Source organism: Streptomyces sp. NPDC001450 (assembly GCF_053597295.1).
Genome location: NZ_JBSFHY010000062.1, coordinates 21,814 through 41,162 on the forward strand (window position 1 = coordinate 21,814; position 19,349 = coordinate 41,162).

Sequence of the window (19,349 nt, forward strand, 5' to 3'; positions counted from 1 at the left end):
GGATCAGAGGTCGTGGCCGAGGTCGGCCGACAGCCGCTGCACCAGGTCGTACGCCGCGTCCGGGATCACCGTCCCGGGCCCGAACACGGCCACGGCGCCCATCTCCAGCAGCGTCGGCACGTCCTGCGGCGGGATCACACCGCCGACCACGACCATGATGTCCTCGCGGCCCTCCTCGGCGAGCTTCTCGCGCAGCGCCGGTACGAGGGTGAGGTGACCGGCGGCCAGCGAGGACACGCCGACCACGTGGACGTCCGCCTCGACCGCCTGGCGGGCGACCTCCTCCGGGGTCTGGAACAGCGGGCCGACGTCGACGTCGAAGCCGAGGTCGGCGAAGCCGGTCGCGATGACCTTCTGGCCGCGGTCGTGGCCGTCCTGGCCCATCTTGGCGACCAGGATGCGCGGCCGGCGCCCCTCGGCCTCCTCGAAGGCGTCCACCAGGGCACGGGTGCGGTCCACGGACGGGGACTCCCCTGCTTCGTTGCGGTACACGCCGGAGATCGTACGGATCTGGCTCGCGTGGCGGCCGTACACCTTCTCCAGGGCGTCGGAGATCTCGCCGACCGTGGCTTTGGCGCGGGCCGCGCGCACGGCCAGCTCCAGCAGGTTGCCGTCGCCGTCGGCCGCCCGGGTGAGCGCGTCCAGCGCGTCCCGGCAGGCGGTCTCGTCCCGCTCCGCACGCAGCCGCCGCAGCTTCTCGATCTGCTGGGCGCGCACGGAGGAGTTGTCGACCTTGAGGACCTCGATCGCCTCGTCGTTCTCCACCCGGTACTTGTTGACGCCGATCACCGGCTGACGGCCGGAGTCGATACGGGCCTGGGTGCGGGCCGCCGCCTCCTCCACGCGCAGCTTGGGAATGCCGGCGTCGATGGCCTGCGCCATGCCGCCCGCCTGCTCGACCTCCTGGATGTGCGCCCAGGCCTTGCGGGCGAGGTCGTACGTCAGCTTCTCCACGTAGGCGCTGCCGCCCCACGGGTCGATGACCCGGGTGGTGCCGGACTCCTGCTGGATGAGCAGCTGGGTGTTGCGGGCGATGCGTGCCGAGAAGTCGGTCGGCAGGGCGAGCGCCTCGTCGAGGGCGTTGGTGTGCAGCGACTGGGTGTGGCCCTGGGTCGCCGCCATCGCCTCCACGGCCGTACGCGTGACGTTGTTGAACACGTCCTGCGCGGTCAGCGACCAGCCCGAGGTCTGCGAATGCGTGCGCAGGGAGAGGGACTTGGTGTTCTTCGGCTCGAACTGGGAGACCAGCTTGGCCCACAGCAGCCGGGCCGCGCGCAGCTTGGCGATCTCCATGAAGAAGTTCATGCCGATCGCCCAGAAGAAGGAGAGCCGGGGCGCGAACGCGTCCACGTCCAGACCGGCTTCCCGCCCGGCGCGGATGTACTCGACTCCGTCCGCGAGGGTGTACGCCAGCTCCAGGTCGGCCGTGGCTCCGGCCTCCTGGATGTGGTAGCCGGAGATGGAGATGGAGTTGTAGCGGGGCATCCGCTGTGAGGTGTACGCGAAGATGTCGGAGATGATCCGCATCGACGGCTTCGGCGGATAGATGTAGGTGTTGCGGACCATGAACTCCTTCAGAATGTCGTTCTGAATGGTCCCGGCCAGCTTCTCGGGCGGTACGCCCTGTTCCTCCGCCGCCACGATGTACAGCGCCAGTACCGGCAGCACGGCGCCGTTCATCGTCATCGACACGGTCATCTTGTCCAGCGGAATCCCGTCGAACAGCTGCCGCATGTCGTAGATCGAGTCGATCGCCACGCCCGCCATGCCGACGTCGCCGGTCACGCGCGGGTGGTCGCTGTCGTAACCCCGGTGCGTGGGCAGGTCGAAGGCGACCGACAGGCCCTTCTGGCCGGCCGCCAGGTTGCGCCGGTAGAACGCGTTGGACTCCTCGGCGGTGGAGAAGCCCGCGTACTGGCGGATCGTCCAGGGCTGGTTGACGTACATCGTCGGGTAGGGGCCGCGCAGGTACGGCGCCATGCCCGGGTACGTGCCGAGGAAGTCCAGGCCCTCCAGGTCACCGCCGGTGTACAGCGGCTTGACCCCGATGCCCTCCGGGGTCTCCCACACCGGTGCCTCGCTGCCCGTGGCGTGCTTGACGGCCGTACGCCATTCCGCGTCACCGCCCTCGGGGACGGGGGTCCCCAGCTCGATGCCGGAGAAGTCGGGGATTCCCATCAGGACACTCCCATGCGGTCGAGGGTCGCGGACAGCACGTCCACTGCGTCGCAGCCCGCGAAGACGTACGAGTCGATGCCGGCGTAGTCGCCCCGGCCCGCGAGGACCACGTGCCGGGCCCCGGCCGCCTTCAGCGACTCGGCCGTCCGCTCGGCCTGTTCGGCGTACAGCGTGTCGCTGGAGCACAGCACGGCCTCGGTGGCGCCGCTGTCCTCGAAGCCGCCTTCGGTCACCGGCTCGATGCCGCCCGCCTGGAAGAGGTTGGCGGCGAAGGTCGATCGCGCGGTGTACTCGGCGGCCGTGCCGAGGGTGGCCAGGTAGATCCGGGGACGGGCGCCGGTCGCCGCCAGGTGGGCGTCGGAGCGGGCGCGCAGGGCCTCGTACGCCTCGTCCCGGCGCACCCGGGGCAGCCCGCCGGACGGCGGCTCGGGCGCGGGCTCGCGCTCCAGCGGCTTCTCGGACAGGAGCGGGAACTCGCTGACACCGGTGATGGGTTCACGCCGCTTGGCGAGCTTCTTGGAGCGCTCCGCCCAGGTCGTCGCCAGGTCCGTGCGGATCCGGCCCGAGCGCAGTACGGCCGCCTGGCCGCCGTCCCGCTCGATCGACCGGAAGAACTCCCAGGCGGCGTGGGCGAGTTCGTCGGTGAGCCGCTCGACGTACCAGGAGCCGCCCGCCGGGTCGATGACCCGGGCCAGGTGGGACTCCTCGACCAGAATCGTGGAGGTGTTGCGCGCGATACGGCGGGCGAACGCGTCCGGCAGGCCGAGCGCGTGGTCGAAGGGCAGCACGGTGACGGAGTCGGCGCCGGCCACCCCGGCGGCCAGCGTCGCGACCGTCGTGCGGAGCATGTTCACCCACGGGTCGCGGCGGCTCATCATCACCGGCGAGGTCACCGCGTGCTGCACCTGAGCGCCCGCGCCGGGCGCCCCGGACACCTCGGCGACCCGCGCCCACAGCCGGCGCGCCGCGCGCAGCTTGGCGATGGTCAGGAACTGGTCGGCGGTGGCCGCGTACCGGAACTCCAGCTGCGCGCAGGCCGCTTCGACCGTGAGGCCGGCCGCGGTCAGCTCCCGCAGGTAGGCGACACCGGTGGCCAGGGAGGCGCCCAGCTCCTGTGCGGCCGAGCCGCCCGCCTCGTGGTACGGCAGCGCGTCCACGGTCAGCGTGCGCAGGCCCGGGTACTGGTCGGCGGTCCGCCGGGCCAGCCCGGCGAGCGGAGCGAAGTCCTGGGCCGCGCCGGTGCGGGCCTCGTACCCCAGCGGGTCGCCGCCGAGGTTGCCGCGGACGGCCTTCGGGTCGACGCCCCGCTCCTCGTACAGCCGCAGCAGCTCGGCCGCGGCGGCCGCCACGTCACGGCCGGCGTCCAGGACCACCGGGGCCAGGTCGAGGTAGACCCCGTCGAGGGCGCGCGCGAGCGCGGACACGGGCATGCCGCCCTGTCCCACGACCAGCCACAGCGAGGTGACGCCGTTCTCCAGGTCCGTCAGGACCGCGCCGTCGGCGAGCGCCGCGTGCCGCTGCCGTACGTCCCAGCCGCCCGCGGTGTTGCCCTCGGGGCGGCCGCCGCGCACGAACGGCGCGAAGCCGGGCAGACCGGGGTCGGGCGCGCCGTCGCGCGCGGTGTACAGCGGCCGGGTGCGCAGCCCGTCCTCGAGCGTGGTGGACAGAGCGTCCTCAGCTGCCGCGCCCGAGACTTCCTTGCCCGACTTGCGCAGCACACCCTCGACCAGGTGTTGCCACTGCTCGTGTGTCGCGTCAGGGAACTCGGCGGCCAGTGAGAGCCCGTCGTCAGGCAGGACCGTCATGCTCGGATGTTAGGTCAGGGCGCTCAAGTGACTGCAGAGCGTGGGCCTGTGACCTTTCCCTCGTTACGGCTGTGACCTGTGCCCCTCGGGGGTGTGGAGGCCCCTTTTCCTATGGTTGGTCCGGCCTCTCGGCGAGGTCCGGCACCAGCGCGGACAGCGCCTCGCGCTGCTCGGGGCCGACGAACCGGGAGAGCGCCTCGCGGACCGTCTCGGCGAGGGTGCCGGACGCCTCCCGGAGCAGCCGTCGGGCCTTGTCGGTGAGGGTGACCTCGATGCCGCGCTTGTCGCCGCACACGGACTCGCGGGTGACCAGGCCGGCCCGCTGGAGGCAGGCGATCTGGTAGGTGAGCCGGGTCTTGGGGCGGCCGAGGAGGTCGGCGATCCGGGTCATGCGCAGGCCGCCCCGCGGCTGCTCGGCCAGCAGGCACAGGATGAGGAACTCGTCGTGCGAGACGTCGAGGGTCTTCTTCACGGCCGACCGCAGCCGCTGCTCCACCGCTCCCGTCGCGGCCAGCAGGAGCATCCAGGCGCGCAGCTCGCCCGGGAGCAGTCCGCCGCCCGCGGCGGAGAAGCAGGGGGGCTGGTCGGCGGGGTGTTCGTCGGGGGCGGCCATGGCTTCGAGTCTACCTGTTGTCCAAATTTGGATATTGGGCTAGCGTGAGGTCATCCAAATTTGAACGACCATATGTCGACGACAGAGGAGGACGGCCATGACCGTCGCCGTGGAAACAGGCACCTGGCAGCTCGACCCGACCGCGTCCACGGTGGGCCTGCGGCACAGGACCTTCTGGGGCCTGGTCACCGTCAAGGGCGCCTTCGCCGCCGTCACCGGCCGGGGCGAGGTCCGGCCGGACGGCTCGGCCACCGGCACCGTGACGCTGGACGTGGCCTCCCTGGACACCAGGAACGCCAAACGGGACGAGCACCTGCGCTCGGCCGACCTCCTGGACGCCGGCAACCACCCGGAGATCACCTTCGCCGTCCGCGGTGCCGACCGCCTGGACGGCGACAGCGTCCGGGTGACCGGTCAGCTGAGCGTGCGGGGCGTCAGCAGGCCGCTGAACCTCACCGCGCGTCTGACCTCGGCGACGGCCGAGGCGCTCACCCTGGAGACCGAGTTCACCGTGGACCGCGAGCAGTTCGGCGTGACCTGGAACCAGCTCGGCATGATGCGCGGCCTGACCACCGTGACGGCCGCTCTCAAGTTCACCCGCGCCGCGGCCTGAGGCCCAGCTCGGCCGGCCGCAGGTCCCGGGTGGAGAGCGTCTGCGGGTTCGCCGTGAAGGCGCGCAGCCGGAGGTGGGCGCTCTTCCTGGCGGGCAGCGGGAAGCGGCCGGACGGCGCCCGCAGTTCGACGGTCGCCGTCGCGTGCGCCGGGATCGTGGCCGGGCCGCGCACCAGGGACCAGTACCTGCTCATGCCCTGGCCGTTCGTCAGCATGTAGTGCGGGGTGAGCGGGTCGCTCCCGGTGTTGGTCACCCGCAGGGTCAGCGTGGCCGGCGACTGGCCCGTGGCCTGCCGCGCCGACGCGATGGCCATCCGCAGCGGCGGCCGGCCCGTCACCGCCAGGGTCGCGCTCACCAGCGCGGGCAGCACCAGCAGGACCACCGCGCCCACCAGTGCCGGGCGGCGGCGCGGACCCGTCAGCCACCGGGGGCGCGGCTGCCAGGCCCGCGCGAAGTCCGACAGCGGCGCGGTGATCGCCGCCGCGAGCCACAGCGGGGTCATCATCAGGTAGTAGCCGTCCTGGGAGCGGGTCGCCAGGTAGAAGGCACACCAGGGCAGCACGGTCGCCGCCGGGCCCAGCCGCCGCACGAACAGCACGAACAGCGCCAGCAGGGCGGCGGCCAGCAGCGCGCTCGCGTGGCCGTACCAGTCGAGCCGGTCGCTGCCGTGCGTGAAGTACAGGGAGATGTCCACCAGGCCCTGGCCGTGCAGCACCGCGCCCTGCGTCAGCGGCAGGGCGATCCCGCCGAGCCAGGGGCCCGGCTCGTGCGCGATGAAGTACGTGTTGACGAGCAGCCAGGTCACCGCGGCGATCCCCAGGATCCGCAGCACGATCAGCCGGGCCGCGCGGCCGCCCAGTTCCCCCCGGCGTACGGCGTAGATGCCGGCCAGCAGGAACGGCGTCACGAACCAGGGCAGTTGCTGCGCGGCGCACGCGGCCCCGAGGCAGACGGCCCGCGCGATCCCCGCCGCGCCGAGCCGTCCGCCGGCGCCGATCCTCGGCCAGCGCACCACCACCGGCACCAGCAGGGCCAGGGCGACGATCGCCGGGTAGCCCTGGCGGGCGTACGTCGGCAGGAAACTGAAGCCCAGACAGAGCATCGTCGCCGCCGAGCGCCACGGCACCGGCAGCATCCGCCACAGCACCACCGCGGCCGCGATCAGCGCGAGCGTCGCCATCACCGTCGCCGGAGCGCCGCCGTGGCCCAGCCACAGCAGGGGCGCGGTCAGCAGCGGGGTGAGCGGGGGATAGCCGTACGTGAGGTCGTAACCGCCGTCTATCGTCGCCGTCAGCGCGACGCCCTTGGTGTGGAACAGCCAGGGCCACGGCTGCCCGTAGATCGGGTGCCCGGCCACCATTTCCCGCGCGGCCTGGGTGGTGAGGACCGCCTCGTCGCCGCCGGCGTGGTTCAGCGCCCAGGCGCACAGGGTGAGCGTGATCGCGGTCAGCAGCACCACCAGGTCCAGCCGGGCCAGCGAGCGCGCCCGGCGGACCGTGAGGGTGAGGACACCGCTGATCAGGATCGAGGCGTAGCAGACGGAGATGACCGCCGCGAGGACCAGCTGGTGGCTGGCCGCCTGGTTCCAGACCGAGCGGGTGCCGATGAACAGGCTCACGTCCGCGAGCAGGGTCAGGACACGGTGCCACTGCGCGGGAGCCTCCGGGGCCGCCGCGCGGACCCCCGGGGCGGCGGACACCGCCGACTGCGTCCGCCGGGCGGGTGTCACCTGCTGTGTTTCTGCCAAGTGCACGGCACCGGACGCTAGTGGCAGCCGGTGAGCGAGGCGTCGTCGCAGGTGAAGAGTCCGGTGTGAGGGAGGTAAGAAACGGGCGTATTCGTACATGTGCCTCGTGTTGGGCGGAGGAAGTGGCCGGCGGACCTGTCGCGCTTCGTGTCGTTGTTGGGCCGAACGGGTGACTTGGCGTAAGAATTGGCTGGTGCAGGCATGGAGTGCGAGTCAGGTCGGGGGGAGCCGGTGAGCCGTTACGACGTCACCGATGAACAGTGGGAAGGGCTCGCCCAGGTCGTGCCGCTGCGTGGCCGGGACGCCTGGCCGTCCGCGGTGAACCACCGCTCACTGCCGGACGCGGAGACCGAGACGCGGCGCCGTTTCGTCGTCCTGCGGGTCAATGTCTTCGCGGACGCCCGCGAGGTCGCCGAGACGCTGATGGCCGGGGCGCCGGTGCTGCTCGACCTCTCCAACGCGGAGGGCGAGGTCGCCAAGCGCGTCCTCGACTTCAGCACCGGCGTCGTCTTCGGCCTGGGCAGCGGCATGCACCGGGTCGACCGCAACGTGTTCCTCCTGACCCCGCCCGGTACGGAGGTCAGCGGGTTGATGGAGGGGGCGGGGATGCCCGGGGGCTGAGGCGCGAGGGCTTCGGGCGGGGGCTTGTGCCGGTGGGCGTGTCCTGTCGGCGGGCGTGTTCTGCCGGTGGACGTGTTCTGCCGGTAGGCGTGCTTTCCCGGTGGACGAGTTCTTCCGGCAGACGTGCTCGTTCCTGTGGCGAGCCGTCCGGCCGGTTTCGAGTCGGCCGGTCCCCCGATCGTAGGAAGGTGCCGTCGGCAAAACGGTTCGCCGTGGCAGTGGAGTCCTACCGTCCGGATATGGCCGTGCCTTCCGCGTCCGCCGAGTCCTCCGCGTCCTCCGGGCCCTCCGCGGCCCCCGACCTCTCGACGTTCACCGAGCCTGTCGTGCCGGCGCAGCTTGCCCGGTCCCCGGAGTCCGTCCCGGCGGACCCTGTTTCCCCGGAACCCGCTGCCGTCGACGTACGTGCCCGGATCACCGAGTTGCGGCTGTCCGCCTTTGCCGGGCATCGGCGGGCCGCGTTTCCGCTGGGGGCCGTCACCCTGTTCGCCGGGCCCAGTGGTGCGGGGAAGTCGACCGCGCTCGGGGCGTACGAGGCGCTGGCGCGACTCGGGGGAGGGGTCCGGCTCGCCGAGGTGTTCCCGGACCCGGTCTCCTGTGTGCCGGAGCGGGCGCGGCCCGACGCCGAGGGGCGGCGGGGGTTCCGGATCGGGTGTACGGCCGACGGTGCCGAGGGTCCGGTCCGGCTCGACGTCGCCGTACAGGCCGAGCCCGAGCTGCGGATCGTGGGCGAGCGGCTGACGGCGCGGGGCGTGGTCCTGCTGGAGACCGCCCTGCGCGACCCCGGCCGCCGGACCGTGCAGGCCGCCTGGCACACCGCGGGCTCCGCCCCGGTGACCCGGGCCCCGCTGCCCGACGACCGGCTCGGCACCGCCCTGCTGCCGCTGCGGGTGGCCGGCAAGACGGACGGGCAGCGGCATGTGCTGGCCGCCGCCGAGCAGATGGTCGTCGCCCTGCGCTCCGTCTTCGCCTGCGACCCGCGCCCCGAGTGCATGCGCACCCCCGTCCCGACCGGCACGGGACGGCTCATGCGGGGCTGCGACAACCTCGCCGACGTCCTGTGGCGCACCCGGTTCGAATGCGGCCGCCGGCACTCCGCGCTGGTCGATGCGCTCCGCGCGGGCTGCGCGGGGCCGGTGACCGACCTGGTCGCCGAGCCGCTCGCCGACGGCACGGTCCGGGCGCTGCTCGACCGCGGCGACGGCTTCCGCACCGAACTGGCCCGGCTCGGCGACGGCGAACTGCGCTATGTAGCGCTGGCGCTGGTGCTGCTGACCGGACCCGGCGTGCTGGACATGGACACACCGGGCGAGGTGCCCGACGCCCTGCGGACCCTCACCGTGCTCGCCGACGGCTTCGACCGCGGCCTCGACCCGGGCCAGCGCCGCGAACTCCTGCGGACGGCGGCACGGATGGGCGAGCGCGGGCACATCCGCTGCGTGGGTACGGTGAGCGACGCCTCGTGGGCCGCGGGGACCGAGGGCGTCACAGTGGTACACCTGAACCTGTGACGGAACACCCTGACCTGGCCGGACTCCAGCGCAGGCTCGCCGAGTTCGCCGCCGCGCGCAACTGGCAGCCCTACCACACCCCCAAGAACCTCGTGGCCGCCCTCAGCGTGGAGGCCTCCGAACTGGTCGAGATCTTCCAGTGGTTGACCCCGGAGGAGTCGGCCCGCGTGATGGACGACCCCGACACCGCGCACCGGGTCACGGACGAGGTCGCCGACGTCCTCGCCTATCTCCTCCAGCTCTGCGAAGTGCTCGGCATCGAGCCGCTGACCGCCCTGTCGGCCAAGATCGATCGCAACGAACAGCGCTTTCCGGCCCGCGGTACGGATGACAACCCCTGACATCGCCCCACGGCCCATACTCCCGGACTGCAGGACTCCGTTATTACTCTGCGGAGTCGAATCTCCTGCCGAAGCCGAATTGTTGTCCACAGATTTCGGACCACCTCTGGCTTTTCGCCCTACGGGGTTTCACGCTGGGTAGTGGACAAGGGAGTTCAGGCGGACGTGCGAGGACGCACGACAAGTGGGACGGGGGCAGCGCATGGATGCGGTACGGCTCATTGTGACGAGCAGGCGTGCTCTGGCGGGAGGCGCCGACATACCCGAGATCATGGCCGAGGTGTGGCAGGCACAGGCACTGGCCCAGGCCATCGGCAGTCGGCTCGCGGTGTCCGGCCCGCCCGAGCTGCGAGGTGAGGCACTGGGCCTGACCGAGCTGGCGGGCCGGGGCTGCGGCGTCCTGGACCCTCCCGAACTCGACCCGGGCGACCTGCGTGCCGCCCAGCTCACCGAGTTGGACGACGCCCGGCAGACCCTTCTCTTCCTCGGCGGGCTGCTCGGCGAGGTCGGCATCGCCCTGGTCGGCATGGCCAGTTCCGCGGCCGACGAGACGACCTACTGGCAGTGCATGGAGGCCATCGACGCCGCGGACGAGTCCCGGGACCGGGTCGTGGAGATGCTGCGCAAACTGGCGGCGCGGGAGGAGGTGTTACCGGAGGAGGCGAAGGACAGCCCGTCCGGCGTGTGAGACGAACGCTGCGCAGACCAGCCTTGCGGCGCGTCAGGCAAGTTCGCCCTCTTCGGCCGACGCCCGCTGCAGATCCGCGTCCAGGGCTGACAGATCCGCGTTCAACGCCGCCATCAGCTCCTCCATCTGCTCCAGCAGCCCCTTCGGCTGACCGGCGGAGCCACTCCGCGAGGGAATGGGCTCTTCGAACATGACGGCCTCCTCGGCCCGACACGCGACGGCGGCGACCGTCCGGCGCGGGCGCCGGACGGTCCGGCTCCGACGGGCCAACGATCACCGCCGGGGCCGGTCACTGGCCCACGCCTCACCCGGCGCGCACAATGGATGATTTTCACCCGACCGTGGACGGCCGCGCCCGGCGGTACCAGTGAGGTTGACGGGGCAGGTGGCGTGCAGGATGGATGTATGGACCTTCGAATCTTCACCGAGCCCCAGCAGGGGGCGACGTACGACACCTTGCTCACCGTGGCGAAGGCCACCGAAGACCTCGGATTCGACGCGTTTTTCCGCAGTGACCACTACGTGCGGATGGGCAACGTGGACGGCCTGCCCGGCCCCACGGACGCCTGGATCACCCTGGCCGGCCTGGCCCGGGAGACCAGGCGCATCCGCCTCGGCACCCTGATGACGGCCGCCACCTTCCGGCTGCCCGGCGTGCTCGCCATCCAGGTGGCCCAGGTCGACCAGATGTCCGGTGGCCGGGTGGAACTCGGCCTGGGCGCGGGCTGGTTCGAGGAGGAGCACAGGGCGTACGGCATCCCGTTCCCGAAGGACAAGTTCGCGCGCCTGGAGGAGCAGCTGGAGATCGTCACCGGGCTGTGGGCGACCAAGCCCGGCGCGACCTTCGACTTCCACGGCCGGCACTACGACCTCACCGACTCGCCCGCGCTGCCCAAGCCGGCCCAGGAGAAGATCCCGGTCCTCATCGGCGGCCACGGCGCGACCCGCACCCCGCGCCTCGCGGCCCGGTACGCGGACGAGTTCAACATCCCCTTCGCCTCCGTCGAGGACAGCGAGCGGCAGTTCGGCCGGGTGCGCGCCGCCGCTGAGGAGGCGGGCCGCAGCGCGGACGACCTGACGTACTCCAACGCGCTCGTGGTGTGCGTCGGCAGGGACGACCAGGAGGTCGCCCGGCGGGCCGCGGCGATCGGCCGCGAGGTGGACGAGCTGAAGGCCAACGGTCTGGCCGGCTCGCCCGCCGAGGTGGTCGACAAGATCGGCCGGTACGCCGAGATCGGCTCCCGGCGGATCTACCTCCAGGTCCTCGACCTGGCCGACCTCGACCACCTGGAGCTGATCTCCGGTCAGGTCCAGTCGCAGCTGTCGTAACACGCCCCGTACCAGCCCCTCTCGGCCCGAGGCCGGAGGGGCCGTGCGACCTGTGACGACCCTGTGACCGGAACTATGGCCTCCGCCACAGCCGGATCCGTGCCGCCCTGATGACCTCGTCCGATGCGTGAATCCGTGCTGGGCTCCTTCTTCTTCCTGCTGAGCATTCCCGCCGTCCTCGCGGTTCCGGTCTGGGTGATCGTGGTCGCCGTCAAACTCATCTCCGTGGCGGCGCCCGGCCGGCGCCCGGACTGGCGGCGGGATCTGCTGCGCTGGTCCGCGTGGATGGCGGGTTGGGGCGCGGTGATCCTCTATGTGCTCGGTGCCGGGGCGGTCGGGCTCGCCGTGCACGAGTCCTCGTCCGGCGCGGACTCCACGCCGGCCCACGAGTGCCGCGACGACTACCGGGCCGCCCACCTCGTCGGGCAGACGGCCTCCTATCTGCCGCTGCGCTTCGACTGCGTCCTGGACGACGGCGGCACCTACCCGAGCAGCCCCGCCTACTTCTGGATCAACACGGTGGTCGCGGTGCTGGCCCTGGCGTCGATCGCGCTGGTCGTGGCGAACGGGTACGCCGCCGAACGCCGGGCCCGGGCGAACACCGGGGGAGGAGAGCGATGAGCCACCCCTTCCACGTGCTGAAGTTCCGCGACGGGCAGCCGGTTCCGATGAAGGAGGCGGTGATCCGTGAGGTGCTGGGTCCGGCCACCGTGGGCGGCCTGCCCGACCGGGGCCTGCCCGAGTGGTGGAACCTGCGGACCCCGGACGGCGGCGAGGCGGAGGTGTACGGCGACGCCACCTGCCTGTCGTTCACCCATGTCTCCGGCCGCCTCGTCCTCGACCGGACGGCCGAACTCGCCCGCCGCACCGGCGCCGTGGTCATGCCGCTGGACTGTCCCGTGCTCCTGCAGCGGGAGCACGACCGGCGGCACCTGCCCGACGGCGACCTGCGCGCCCACGCGATCGTCGTGCCGTCCGCCACCTGGTCGGGCCGGGCGATCGAGCAGGTCGTCCGTCCCTTGCCGGAGCCCCCGAGGCGGCCGATCCTGCCCCGGTTCACCTACCACTCGGGGGTCGGGGTGGTGGCACCGTCGGACGAGCCGTGCGTGTGCTGCGGACAGGTGCGCGGCTGGGTGTACACGGGCCCGGTGTACGGGGCCGAGGCGCCGGACGCGGGCATCTGCCCGTACTGCGTCGCCTTCGGCAAGGCCGCCGAACGCTACGGCGCCACCTTCAACGACGTCATCGACGGCGAGGTCCCGGGCGAGGTGGCGCGGGAGATCCTGGAGCGCACGCCGGGCATCCCGTCCTGGCAGTCCCCGCGCTGGCCGGCGCACTGCGGGGACGGCGCCGAGTTCCTCAAGCCGGCCGGGGGCGAGGAGCTGCGGCACGTCCCGGACGCCGTGGAGGTGCTGCGGCGGGAGTGCGCTGAGTGGGGCTGGTCCGTCGAGCGGGTCGACGCGTACCTCGCGGCGCTCGACGCGGACGACCAGCCGACCGCGTACCTGTTCCGCTGCCGGGTCTGCGGCACCCACCTCGCCTGCTCGGACTTCACCTGAGAGGGCCGAGGCGCCGACGGGGGCCGGGCGGACTGCTGCCCGCCCGGCCCCCGCCGTCCTTCACTCAGCCACGCTGCGCGAAGCCGTAGTCGAGGATCTTCCTCGCGTCGTTGAGCCGCTCGTCCACCGACGTGTCCGCGAGCACCGCGCCCACGACCGTCTTGCCGTTGCGGGTCGCCGCGAAGACCAGGCAGAACTTCGCCTCGGGACCGGAACCGGTCTTCACGCCGATCGCGCCCTGGTAGGTGTCCAGCAGCGTGTTCGTGTTCTTCCACGGTGCCATCGCGTGCGTTCCGCCACCGGGCCGGTAGGACTTCATGTCGTCGTACACCTTGGTGCCGACGACCTTCTTGAACGTCTTGTTCTTCAACGCGACCCCGGCCAGCTTGGTCAGATCGCGGGGGGATGCGTGGTTCTTGCCGTTGGACACCCCGTCGAAGGAGTCGAAGTGGGTGTGCGTCAGGCCCAGTTCGCGCGCCTTGCTGTTCATCTTCGCGATGAACGACGTCGTCCGCTGGGCCGTCGTCGACCCGGACCCGTAGGTGTCCGCGAGCGCGTACGCCGCGTCGCAGCCGGACGGCAGCATGAGCCCGTACAGCAGGTCCCCCACGCTCATCGAGTCGCCCAGGACCAGCTTGGCGCTGGAGTACCGCTGGGCGCCGGTCTTCGGGTCGATGACGTAGTCCGTGTACTCCTTCTTGATCTTCACCTTGCGGCCGAGGTCCACGTTCCGCTGCGACAGCACCACGAGCGCCGTCATGATCTTCGTCGTGGAGCCGGTCCGCAGTTCGGTGTCCGCCGCCTTTCCGAACAGCGCCTTGCCGGTGGCCGCGTTCATCGCGTACGCACCCTGAGCCGACACGGAAGGCGCCGGCGGCGCCGACGGAGCGGCCTGGGCGGGAGCGGCCGCGAGAACCCCCGTGGAGAGCACGACGGCGGCCGTCGCCGCGATCGCGGCTCGTCTGCGCATGGGTACGCCCGTGTCGATGGTCATTGCCATCCCCGTTCTGTCAGTGGTCAGTTGACGATCACTCACTTCACCAGGCCGTGGCCCGGAGAGCCATGGCGAAGATCACAGGAAGCGACACGATGTGGTCACCGTGTGGACTCGCTGTGCCGGAACTGTGGGCTCCGTCACGGCGCGCGTGATCCAGGCCTGATCGGATGACCGGGTGCGTAAAGTGCTCCCTCTCGCAGCCACCGGCCTGCTGGCCCTGTCGGCCTGTCAGTTCGCCGGCCAGGACGACCCCGCCGGCGACGCCCACCGCCTCAACTCCATGGAGTCGTTCCCGCTGCACGCCTACATACCGGACCCGTCGTCGGACGGGGGACGGGCCATCGGCAAGGCGCAGTGGATTCTCGCGAAGAAGTGCATGATCCGGCTCGGCTTCTCCGGTTTCGCGGTGCTCGCGACCAAGGACGTCGAGTCGACGTACCCGGTCCGGCAGGGAACGCTCGCGAGCCGCAGTACGACCGGTGACGACAGCCCCTACGGGGTCGACGACCCCGACCTGGCTGCCGAGCACGGCTACCACAACCGCGATCAGGACCGGGAGCAGTCCTCCCAGCCCCAGGAGTGGCCGTCCGACCAGTACGTAGCCCTCACCGGCACGTTCGACTCCGGCGACAGCCACCGGGCCCACGGGAACCTCATCCCCGAGGGCGGGTGTCTGGGACAGGCGACGCGGCGGATCTACGGCCCTGCGCCCAGAGCGACGAAGGTGGGCGGCACGAAGCTCACCGGCTACTACTCACTGCCCCTCGAACTTTGGTACGAGTCCCACAAGACGGCGCGCAAGGACCCGGCCTGGAAGAAGGCCGACCGCGTGTGGGCGGCCTGCATGAAGGAGAAGGGCTACCACTACGCCGACCCGGACGAGGCATCGCTCGACACCGCCTGGTACCGGACCGAGAAGCCGTCGGGCAAGGAGAAGAAGACGGCGTCCGCGGACGCCCGGTGCAAGCTCGACACCGACTACATCGACACCGTCCACGCCATCGAGGCCCGCGCCCAGAAGAAGGTCATCGGCGAGCGCCAGAAGGACCTGGACGCCATGCGCGCGGCGAACGAGCGGGCTGTCGGGAACGCCCGGACGATCATCGAGAAGGCGTAGGGCGGCGCCCGCCGGCGGCACCGGCGGGCCGGGCGTCGCTCTAAAACCGATGGTCAGAGTGCGCCGAACGCGGAAGACTCGGACACGTGTTCCTGACGATATCCACGAGCGGCACCGCCGCCCTCCCCGCCACCGACCTCGGGTTCCTGCTGCACAAGCACCCCGACAAGGCGCAGAAGTTCTCGACCTCCTACGGCACCGCGCACGTCTTCTACCCGGAGGCGGACGCCGAGCGCTGCACGGCCGCACTCCTGCTCGAGGTCGACACGGTCGCGCTGGTCCGGCGGGGCAAGGGCAAGGGCCGTGGCGGAGCACCCGACGCGGCACTCGCGCAGTACGTCAACGACCGCCCCTACGCGGCCTCCTCGCTGCTCGCGGTCGCGCTCAGCGGCGTGTTCTCGAGCGCCCTGCGGGGCGTGTGCAACGCGCGCCCAAAGCGGGCCGCCGAGCCCCTGCCGCTGCGCATCGAGGTGCCCGCGCTGCCCGCCCGGGGCGGCCCCGACCTCGTACGACTGCTCTTCGAACCGCTCGGCTGGGCGGTGACCGCCGAGTCCGTCGCCCTCGACACCGAGTTCCCGGAGTGGGGCGATTCGCGCTACGTCCGCCTCGTCCTGGAGTCGGAGAAGCTCACCCTCGCCGAGGCACTGCGTCACCTGTACGTGCTGCTGCCCGTCCTCGACGACGCCAAGCACTACTGGGTCTCCTCCGACGAGGTCGACAAGCTGCTGCGGGCCGGCGAGGGGTGGCTGCCCACGCACCCGGAGCAGAAGCTGATCACCAGCCGGTACCTGTCCCGTCGCTGGTCGCTGACCCGGCAGGCGATGGAGCGGCTGGAGCTGGTGCGCCTGGCCGAGGCCGACGACAGCGAGGTCGAGTCGATCGACAACGCCGTGGAGGAGGAGTCGGAGGCCGAGGAGAAGCCGACCCCGCTCGCCGTGCAGCGGCGGGAGGCGATCCTCGCCGCCCTGCACGCGTCCGGCGCCGCCCGGGTTCTCGACCTGGGTTGCGGGCAGGGCCAGTTGGTGCAGGACCTGCTCAAGGACGCGCGGTTCAGCGAGGTCGTCGGCGTCGACGTGTCGGTGCGGGCCCTCACCATCGCCTCGCGGCGGCTCAAGCTCGACCGGATGGGGGAGCGGCAGGCGGCCCGCGTCAAGCTCTTCCAGGGTTCGCTCGCCTACACCGACAACCGGCTCAAGGGCTACGACGCGGCCGTGCTCAGCGAGGTCGTCGAGCACCTCGACCTGCCCCGGCTGCCCGCCCTGGAGTACGCGGTGTTCGGACACGCGCGCCCGCGCACGGTCCTCGTGACCACCCCGAACGTCGAGTACAACGTCCGCTGGGAGACCCTGCCCGCCGGACACGTCCGGCACGGCGACCACCGCTTCGAGTGGACCCGCGAGGAGTTCCGCACCTGGGCGGCGGCCGTGGCCGAACGCCACGGCTACGAGGTCGGTTTCCAGCCCGTCGGGCCGGACGACCCCGAGGTGGGGCCGCCCACCCAGATGGCCGTGTTCCACCGCGACGAGATCCTGGGCGACACTCCGAAGGAGGCGAAGGCAGCATGACCGAGACGCAGAACAAGGGACGGGTCCTCCCCGTCACCGACCTCTCCCTCGTCGTCCTCGTCGGCGCCTCCGGCTCGGGCAAGTCCACCTTCGTCCGCCGGCACTTCAAGCCCACCGAGGTGATCTCCTCCGACTTCTGCCGCGGTCTCGTCGCCGACGACGAGAACGACCAGAGCGCGAGCAGGGACGCCTTCGACGTCCTGCACTACATCGCCGGCAAGCGGCTGGCCGCCGGCCGTCGTACCGTCGTCGACGCCACCAGCGTGCAGCAGGACGGCCGGCGCCAGCTCATCGAGCTGGCCAAGAAGTACGACGTGCTGCCCATCGCCATCGTGCTGGACGTGCCCGAGGAGGTGTGCGCGGAGCGCAACGCGGCCCGCACCGACCGCGCCGACATGCCCCGCCGGGTCATCCAGCGGCACATCCGCGAACTCCGCCGCTCCCTCAGGCACCTGGAGCGCGAGGGCTTCCGCAAGGTGCACGTCCTGCGCGGAGTGGAGGAGGTCGACAGTGCCACCGTCGTCACCGAGAAGCGCTTCAACGACCTGACCCACCTCACCGGCCCCTTCGACATCGTCGGCGACATCCACGGCTGCGCCTTGGAACTGGAGACGCTGCTGGCCAGGTTGGGCTACATCGACGGCGTGCACCCGGACGGCCGTACCGCCGTCTTCGTCGGCGACCTGGTCGACCGCGGCCCGGACAGCCCCGGCGTGCTGCGCCGGGTGATGTCGATGGTCGGGTCCGGGAACGCGCTGTGCGTGCCCGGCAACCACGAGAACAAGTACGGCCGTTACCTCAAGGGCCGCAAGGTCCAGCACACCCACGGGCTCGCCGAGACCATCGCGCAGATGGAGGGCGAGAGCGAGGAGTTCAGGGCGGAGGTGCGCCGCTTCCTGGAGGGGCTGGTCAGCCACTACGTGCTCGACGGCGGCAAGCTGGTCGTCTGCCACGCCGGTCTGCCCGAGAAGTACCACGGCCGCACCTCCGGCCGGGTGCGCTCGCACGCCCTGTACGGCGACACCACCGGCGAGACCGACGAGTTCGGGTTGCCCGTGCGCTACCCGTGGGCGGAGGACTACCGGGGCCGCGCGGCCGTCGTCTACGGGCACACCCCGGTCCCGGAGGCCACCTGGCTGAACAACACCATCTGCCTGGACACCGGCGCCGTCTTCGGCGGCAAGCTGACCGCGCTGCGCTGGCCGGAGCGCGAGCTGGTGGACGTACCGGCGGAGCGGGTCTGGTACGAGCCGACGAAGCCGCTGCGCAGCGAGGCGCCCGGCGGGCACGACGGCCGGCCGCTGGACCTGGCGGACGTGCACGGCCGCAGGGCCGTGGAGACCCGGCACGCGGGCCGGGTCGCGATCCGCGAGGAGAACGCGGCCGCGGCCCTGGAGGTCATGAGCCGCTTCGCGGTCGACCCGCGCCTGCTGCCGTATCTGCCGCCGACCATGGCACCGACGGCGACCTCACAGGAGGAGGCCCGCGGCGGAGCCGCTGATGGACACTTCCTGGAGCACCCGGTGGAGGCCTTCGCGCAGTACGCGGCGGACGGGGTCGCGCGGGTCGTGTGCGAGGAGAAGCACATGGGCTCGCGGGCGGTGGCCCTGGTGTGCCGGGACGCGGACGCGGCACGGGAGCGGTTCGGTGTGGACGGCCCCACCGGGTCCCTGTACACCCGTACCGGGCGGCCGTTCTTCGACGACGAGCAGGTGACCGAGGAGATCCTCGGCCGGCTGCGCTCGGCGGTCGGGGACGCCGGGCTGTGGGACGAACTCGACACGGACTGGCTGCTGTTGGACGCCGAGCTGATGCCCTGGTCCCTGAAGGCGTCCGGTCTGCTGCGCTCGCAGTACGCGGCCGTCGGCGCCGCGTCCGGCGCGGTGTTCCCCGGTGCGCTCGCCGCATTGGAGGCCGCCGCCGCCCGTGGCACCGACGTGGGCGGGCTGCTGGACCGGCAGCGTGACCGCGCCGCGGACGCGGCCGCGTTCACCGACGCCTACCGCCGCTACTGCTGGACGACCGACGGCCTGGACGGGGTCCGCCTGGCCCCCTTCCAGATCCTGGCCGTCCGCGGGCGCAGCCTGGCCGCGCTGCCGCACGACGAGCAACTGGCCCTGATCGACCGGATGGTGGAGCACGACGGCACCGGACTGCTGCAGACCACCCGGCGGCTGTACGTCGACACGGGCGACCCCGAGTCGGTCCGCGCCGGCGTCGACTGGTGGCTGGAGATGACCGGCCGGGGCGGCGAGGGCATGGTCGTCAAGCCGGTCGGGGCGGTGGTGCGCAGTCCGGAGGGCCGGCTGGTCCAGCCCGGCATCAAGTGCCGGGGCCGCGAGTACCTGCGGATCATCTACGGTCCCGAGTACACCCGGCCGGACAACCTCGCCAAGCTGCGGCAGCGGTTCCTGAACCACAAGCGGTCGCTGGCGATCCGCGAGTACGCCCTGGGCCTGGAGGCCCTGGACCGGCTCGCGGACGGGGAGCCGCTGTGGCGGGTGCACGAGGCGGTGTTCGGGGTGCTGGCCCTGGAGTCCGAGCCGGTCGACCCGCGCCTGTGAGCTAGTGCCCCGGCAGGCAACGTTCGCCCCGTCGCGACGCCCGGCACGCACTCTCGCCGCACCGGCCGAAAGCCCAAGTACGTCCAGTACGAGGGCTTCCG

The 19,349-nt window shown here is 71.8% G+C and carries 17 protein-coding genes; 11 read left to right on the forward strand and 6 right to left on the reverse strand.

What is annotated here, in order from left to right; translation table 11 throughout:
- Positions 1 to 3: 3 nt before the first annotated feature.
- The 3 genes from scpA to ACWC5O_RS41590 form a co-directional block, all read right to left on the reverse strand.
- Positions 4 to 2,178 carry a methylmalonyl-CoA mutase gene (gene scpA, locus ACWC5O_RS41580; RefSeq protein ID WP_450591678.1) on the reverse strand — a complete coding sequence of 725 codons (2,175 nt, stop codon included), beginning with the start codon at positions 2,176 to 2,178 and terminating at the stop codon, positions 4 to 6.
- Complete coding sequence (locus ACWC5O_RS41585) at positions 2,178 to 3,983, reverse strand: methylmalonyl-CoA mutase family protein (RefSeq protein ID WP_450591677.1); 1,806 nt, start codon at positions 3,981 to 3,983, stop codon at positions 2,178 to 2,180. The genes scpA and ACWC5O_RS41585 overlap by 1 nt, the downstream gene beginning before the upstream one ends.
- Before the next feature lie 109 nt (positions 3,984 to 4,092).
- Entirely contained in the window at positions 4,093 to 4,596 is a 504-nt protein-coding gene (locus ACWC5O_RS41590; protein WP_450591676.1) for a MarR family winged helix-turn-helix transcriptional regulator, read from the reverse strand.
- Positions 4,597 to 4,693: 97 nt separating this feature from the next.
- On the opposite strand from ACWC5O_RS41590, the gene ACWC5O_RS41595 reads away from it, so the two are divergent.
- On the forward strand, positions 4,694 to 5,209 hold the full coding sequence (locus tag ACWC5O_RS41595) for a YceI family protein (protein ID WP_450591674.1): 516 nt from the start codon (positions 4,694 to 4,696) through the stop codon (positions 5,207 to 5,209).
- Here the strand turns inward: ACWC5O_RS41595 and ACWC5O_RS41600 are convergent.
- Positions 5,190 to 6,962, reverse strand: a complete 1,773-nt coding sequence (locus tag ACWC5O_RS41600; RefSeq protein ID WP_450591673.1) for a hypothetical protein — start codon at positions 6,960 to 6,962, stop codon at positions 5,190 to 5,192. The genes ACWC5O_RS41595 and ACWC5O_RS41600 overlap by 20 nt on opposite strands.
- A gap of 225 nt (positions 6,963 to 7,187) precedes the next feature.
- Between ACWC5O_RS41600 and ACWC5O_RS41605 the strand changes: the two genes are divergently transcribed.
- From ACWC5O_RS41605 to ACWC5O_RS41620, 4 genes are all read left to right on the forward strand, one after another.
- Positions 7,188 to 7,577: a cell division protein SepF gene (locus tag ACWC5O_RS41605; RefSeq protein WP_450591672.1), complete on the forward strand. Its 390-nt coding sequence runs from the start codon at positions 7,188 to 7,190 to the stop codon at positions 7,575 to 7,577.
- Positions 7,578 to 7,816: 239 nt separating this feature from the next.
- Entirely contained in the window at positions 7,817 to 9,088 is a 1,272-nt protein-coding gene (locus ACWC5O_RS41610; protein WP_450591670.1) for an ATP-binding protein, read from the forward strand.
- Positions 9,085 to 9,429: a nucleotide pyrophosphohydrolase gene (locus tag ACWC5O_RS41615; RefSeq protein ID WP_450591669.1), complete on the forward strand. Its 345-nt coding sequence runs from the start codon at positions 9,085 to 9,087 to the stop codon at positions 9,427 to 9,429. Before ACWC5O_RS41610 ends, ACWC5O_RS41615 begins: the two co-directional genes overlap by 4 nt.
- Positions 9,430 to 9,631: 202 nt before the next feature.
- Entirely contained in the window at positions 9,632 to 10,117 is a 486-nt protein-coding gene (locus ACWC5O_RS41620) for a DUF6099 family protein (RefSeq protein WP_450591696.1), read from the forward strand.
- A 33-nt stretch (positions 10,118 to 10,150) separates the two neighbouring features.
- On the opposite strand, the gene ACWC5O_RS41625 is transcribed toward ACWC5O_RS41620, so the two are convergent.
- Positions 10,151 to 10,309, reverse strand: coding sequence for a hypothetical protein (locus tag ACWC5O_RS41625; protein WP_450591667.1), 159 nt, complete (start codon positions 10,307 to 10,309; stop codon positions 10,151 to 10,153).
- A 213-nt stretch (positions 10,310 to 10,522) separates the two neighbouring features.
- Between ACWC5O_RS41625 and ACWC5O_RS41630 the strand changes: the two genes are divergently transcribed.
- From ACWC5O_RS41630 to ACWC5O_RS41640, 3 genes are all read left to right on the forward strand, one after another.
- On the forward strand, positions 10,523 to 11,446 hold the full coding sequence (locus ACWC5O_RS41630; RefSeq protein ID WP_450591666.1) for an LLM class F420-dependent oxidoreductase: 924 nt from the start codon (positions 10,523 to 10,525) through the stop codon (positions 11,444 to 11,446).
- 123 nt (positions 11,447 to 11,569) lie between these two features.
- A complete protein-coding gene (locus ACWC5O_RS41635) occupies positions 11,570 to 12,067 on the forward strand; it encodes a hypothetical protein (protein ID WP_450591665.1) in 498 nt (165 codons plus the stop codon).
- Complete coding sequence (locus ACWC5O_RS41640; RefSeq protein WP_450591664.1) at positions 12,064 to 13,005, forward strand: CbrC family protein; 942 nt, start codon at positions 12,064 to 12,066, stop codon at positions 13,003 to 13,005. The genes ACWC5O_RS41635 and ACWC5O_RS41640 overlap by 4 nt, the downstream gene beginning before the upstream one ends.
- Before the next feature lie 64 nt (positions 13,006 to 13,069).
- Here the strand turns inward: ACWC5O_RS41640 and ACWC5O_RS41645 are convergent, their stop codons facing one another.
- Positions 13,070 to 13,999, reverse strand: coding sequence for a D-alanyl-D-alanine carboxypeptidase family protein (locus ACWC5O_RS41645; protein ID WP_450591662.1), 930 nt, complete (start codon positions 13,997 to 13,999; stop codon positions 13,070 to 13,072).
- A 187-nt stretch (positions 14,000 to 14,186) separates the two neighbouring features.
- On the opposite strand from ACWC5O_RS41645, the gene ACWC5O_RS41650 reads away from it, so the two are divergent.
- The 3 genes from ACWC5O_RS41650 (at position 14,187) to ACWC5O_RS41660 (ending at position 19,248) form a co-directional block, all read left to right on the forward strand.
- The gene (locus ACWC5O_RS41650) at positions 14,187 to 15,119 is read left to right on the forward strand and encodes a hypothetical protein (RefSeq protein WP_450591661.1); all 933 of its coding nucleotides are present in this window, start codon (positions 14,187 to 14,189) and stop codon (positions 15,117 to 15,119) included.
- Positions 15,120 to 15,205: 86 nt separating this feature from the next.
- The gene (locus tag ACWC5O_RS41655) at positions 15,206 to 16,684 is read left to right on the forward strand and encodes a 3' terminal RNA ribose 2'-O-methyltransferase Hen1 (protein WP_450591660.1); all 1,479 of its coding nucleotides are present in this window, start codon (positions 15,206 to 15,208) and stop codon (positions 16,682 to 16,684) included.
- The gene (locus ACWC5O_RS41660; protein WP_450591659.1) at positions 16,681 to 19,248 is read left to right on the forward strand and encodes a polynucleotide kinase-phosphatase; all 2,568 of its coding nucleotides are present in this window, start codon (positions 16,681 to 16,683) and stop codon (positions 19,246 to 19,248) included. Before ACWC5O_RS41655 ends, ACWC5O_RS41660 begins: the two co-directional genes overlap by 4 nt.
- The last annotated feature ends 101 nt before the right edge of the window (positions 19,249 to 19,349 follow it).

Excerpts from the sequence above, each read along its gene's own strand:
- ACWC5O_RS41640 (WP_450591664.1), top strand. The coding sequence starts at position 12,064 with ATGAGCCACCCCTTCCACGTGCTGAAGTTCCGCGACGGGCAGCCGGTT.
- ACWC5O_RS41590 (WP_450591676.1), bottom strand. The coding sequence starts at position 4,596 with ATGGCCGCCCCCGACGAACACCCCGCCGACCAGCCCCCCTGCTTCTCC.
- ACWC5O_RS41645 (WP_450591662.1), bottom strand. The coding sequence starts at position 13,999 with ATGACCATCGACACGGGCGTACCCATGCGCAGACGAGCCGCGATCGCG.
- ACWC5O_RS41660 (WP_450591659.1), top strand. The coding sequence starts at position 16,681 with ATGACCGAGACGCAGAACAAGGGACGGGTCCTCCCCGTCACCGACCTC.
- ACWC5O_RS41595 (WP_450591674.1), top strand. The coding sequence starts at position 4,694 with ATGACCGTCGCCGTGGAAACAGGCACCTGGCAGCTCGACCCGACCGCG.
- ACWC5O_RS41635 (WP_450591665.1), top strand. The coding sequence starts at position 11,570 with ATGCGTGAATCCGTGCTGGGCTCCTTCTTCTTCCTGCTGAGCATTCCC.
- ACWC5O_RS41585 (WP_450591677.1), bottom strand. The coding sequence starts at position 3,983 with ATGACGGTCCTGCCTGACGACGGGCTCTCACTGGCCGCCGAGTTCCCT.
- ACWC5O_RS41625 (WP_450591667.1), bottom strand. The coding sequence starts at position 10,309 with ATGTTCGAAGAGCCCATTCCCTCGCGGAGTGGCTCCGCCGGTCAGCCG.
- ACWC5O_RS41610 (WP_450591670.1), top strand. The coding sequence starts at position 7,817 with ATGGCCGTGCCTTCCGCGTCCGCCGAGTCCTCCGCGTCCTCCGGGCCC.
- ACWC5O_RS41620 (WP_450591696.1), top strand. The coding sequence starts at position 9,632 with ATGGATGCGGTACGGCTCATTGTGACGAGCAGGCGTGCTCTGGCGGGA.
- ACWC5O_RS41630 (WP_450591666.1), top strand. The coding sequence starts at position 10,523 with ATGGACCTTCGAATCTTCACCGAGCCCCAGCAGGGGGCGACGTACGAC.
- scpA (WP_450591678.1), bottom strand. The coding sequence starts at position 2,178 with ATGGGAATCCCCGACTTCTCCGGCATCGAGCTGGGGACCCCCGTCCCC.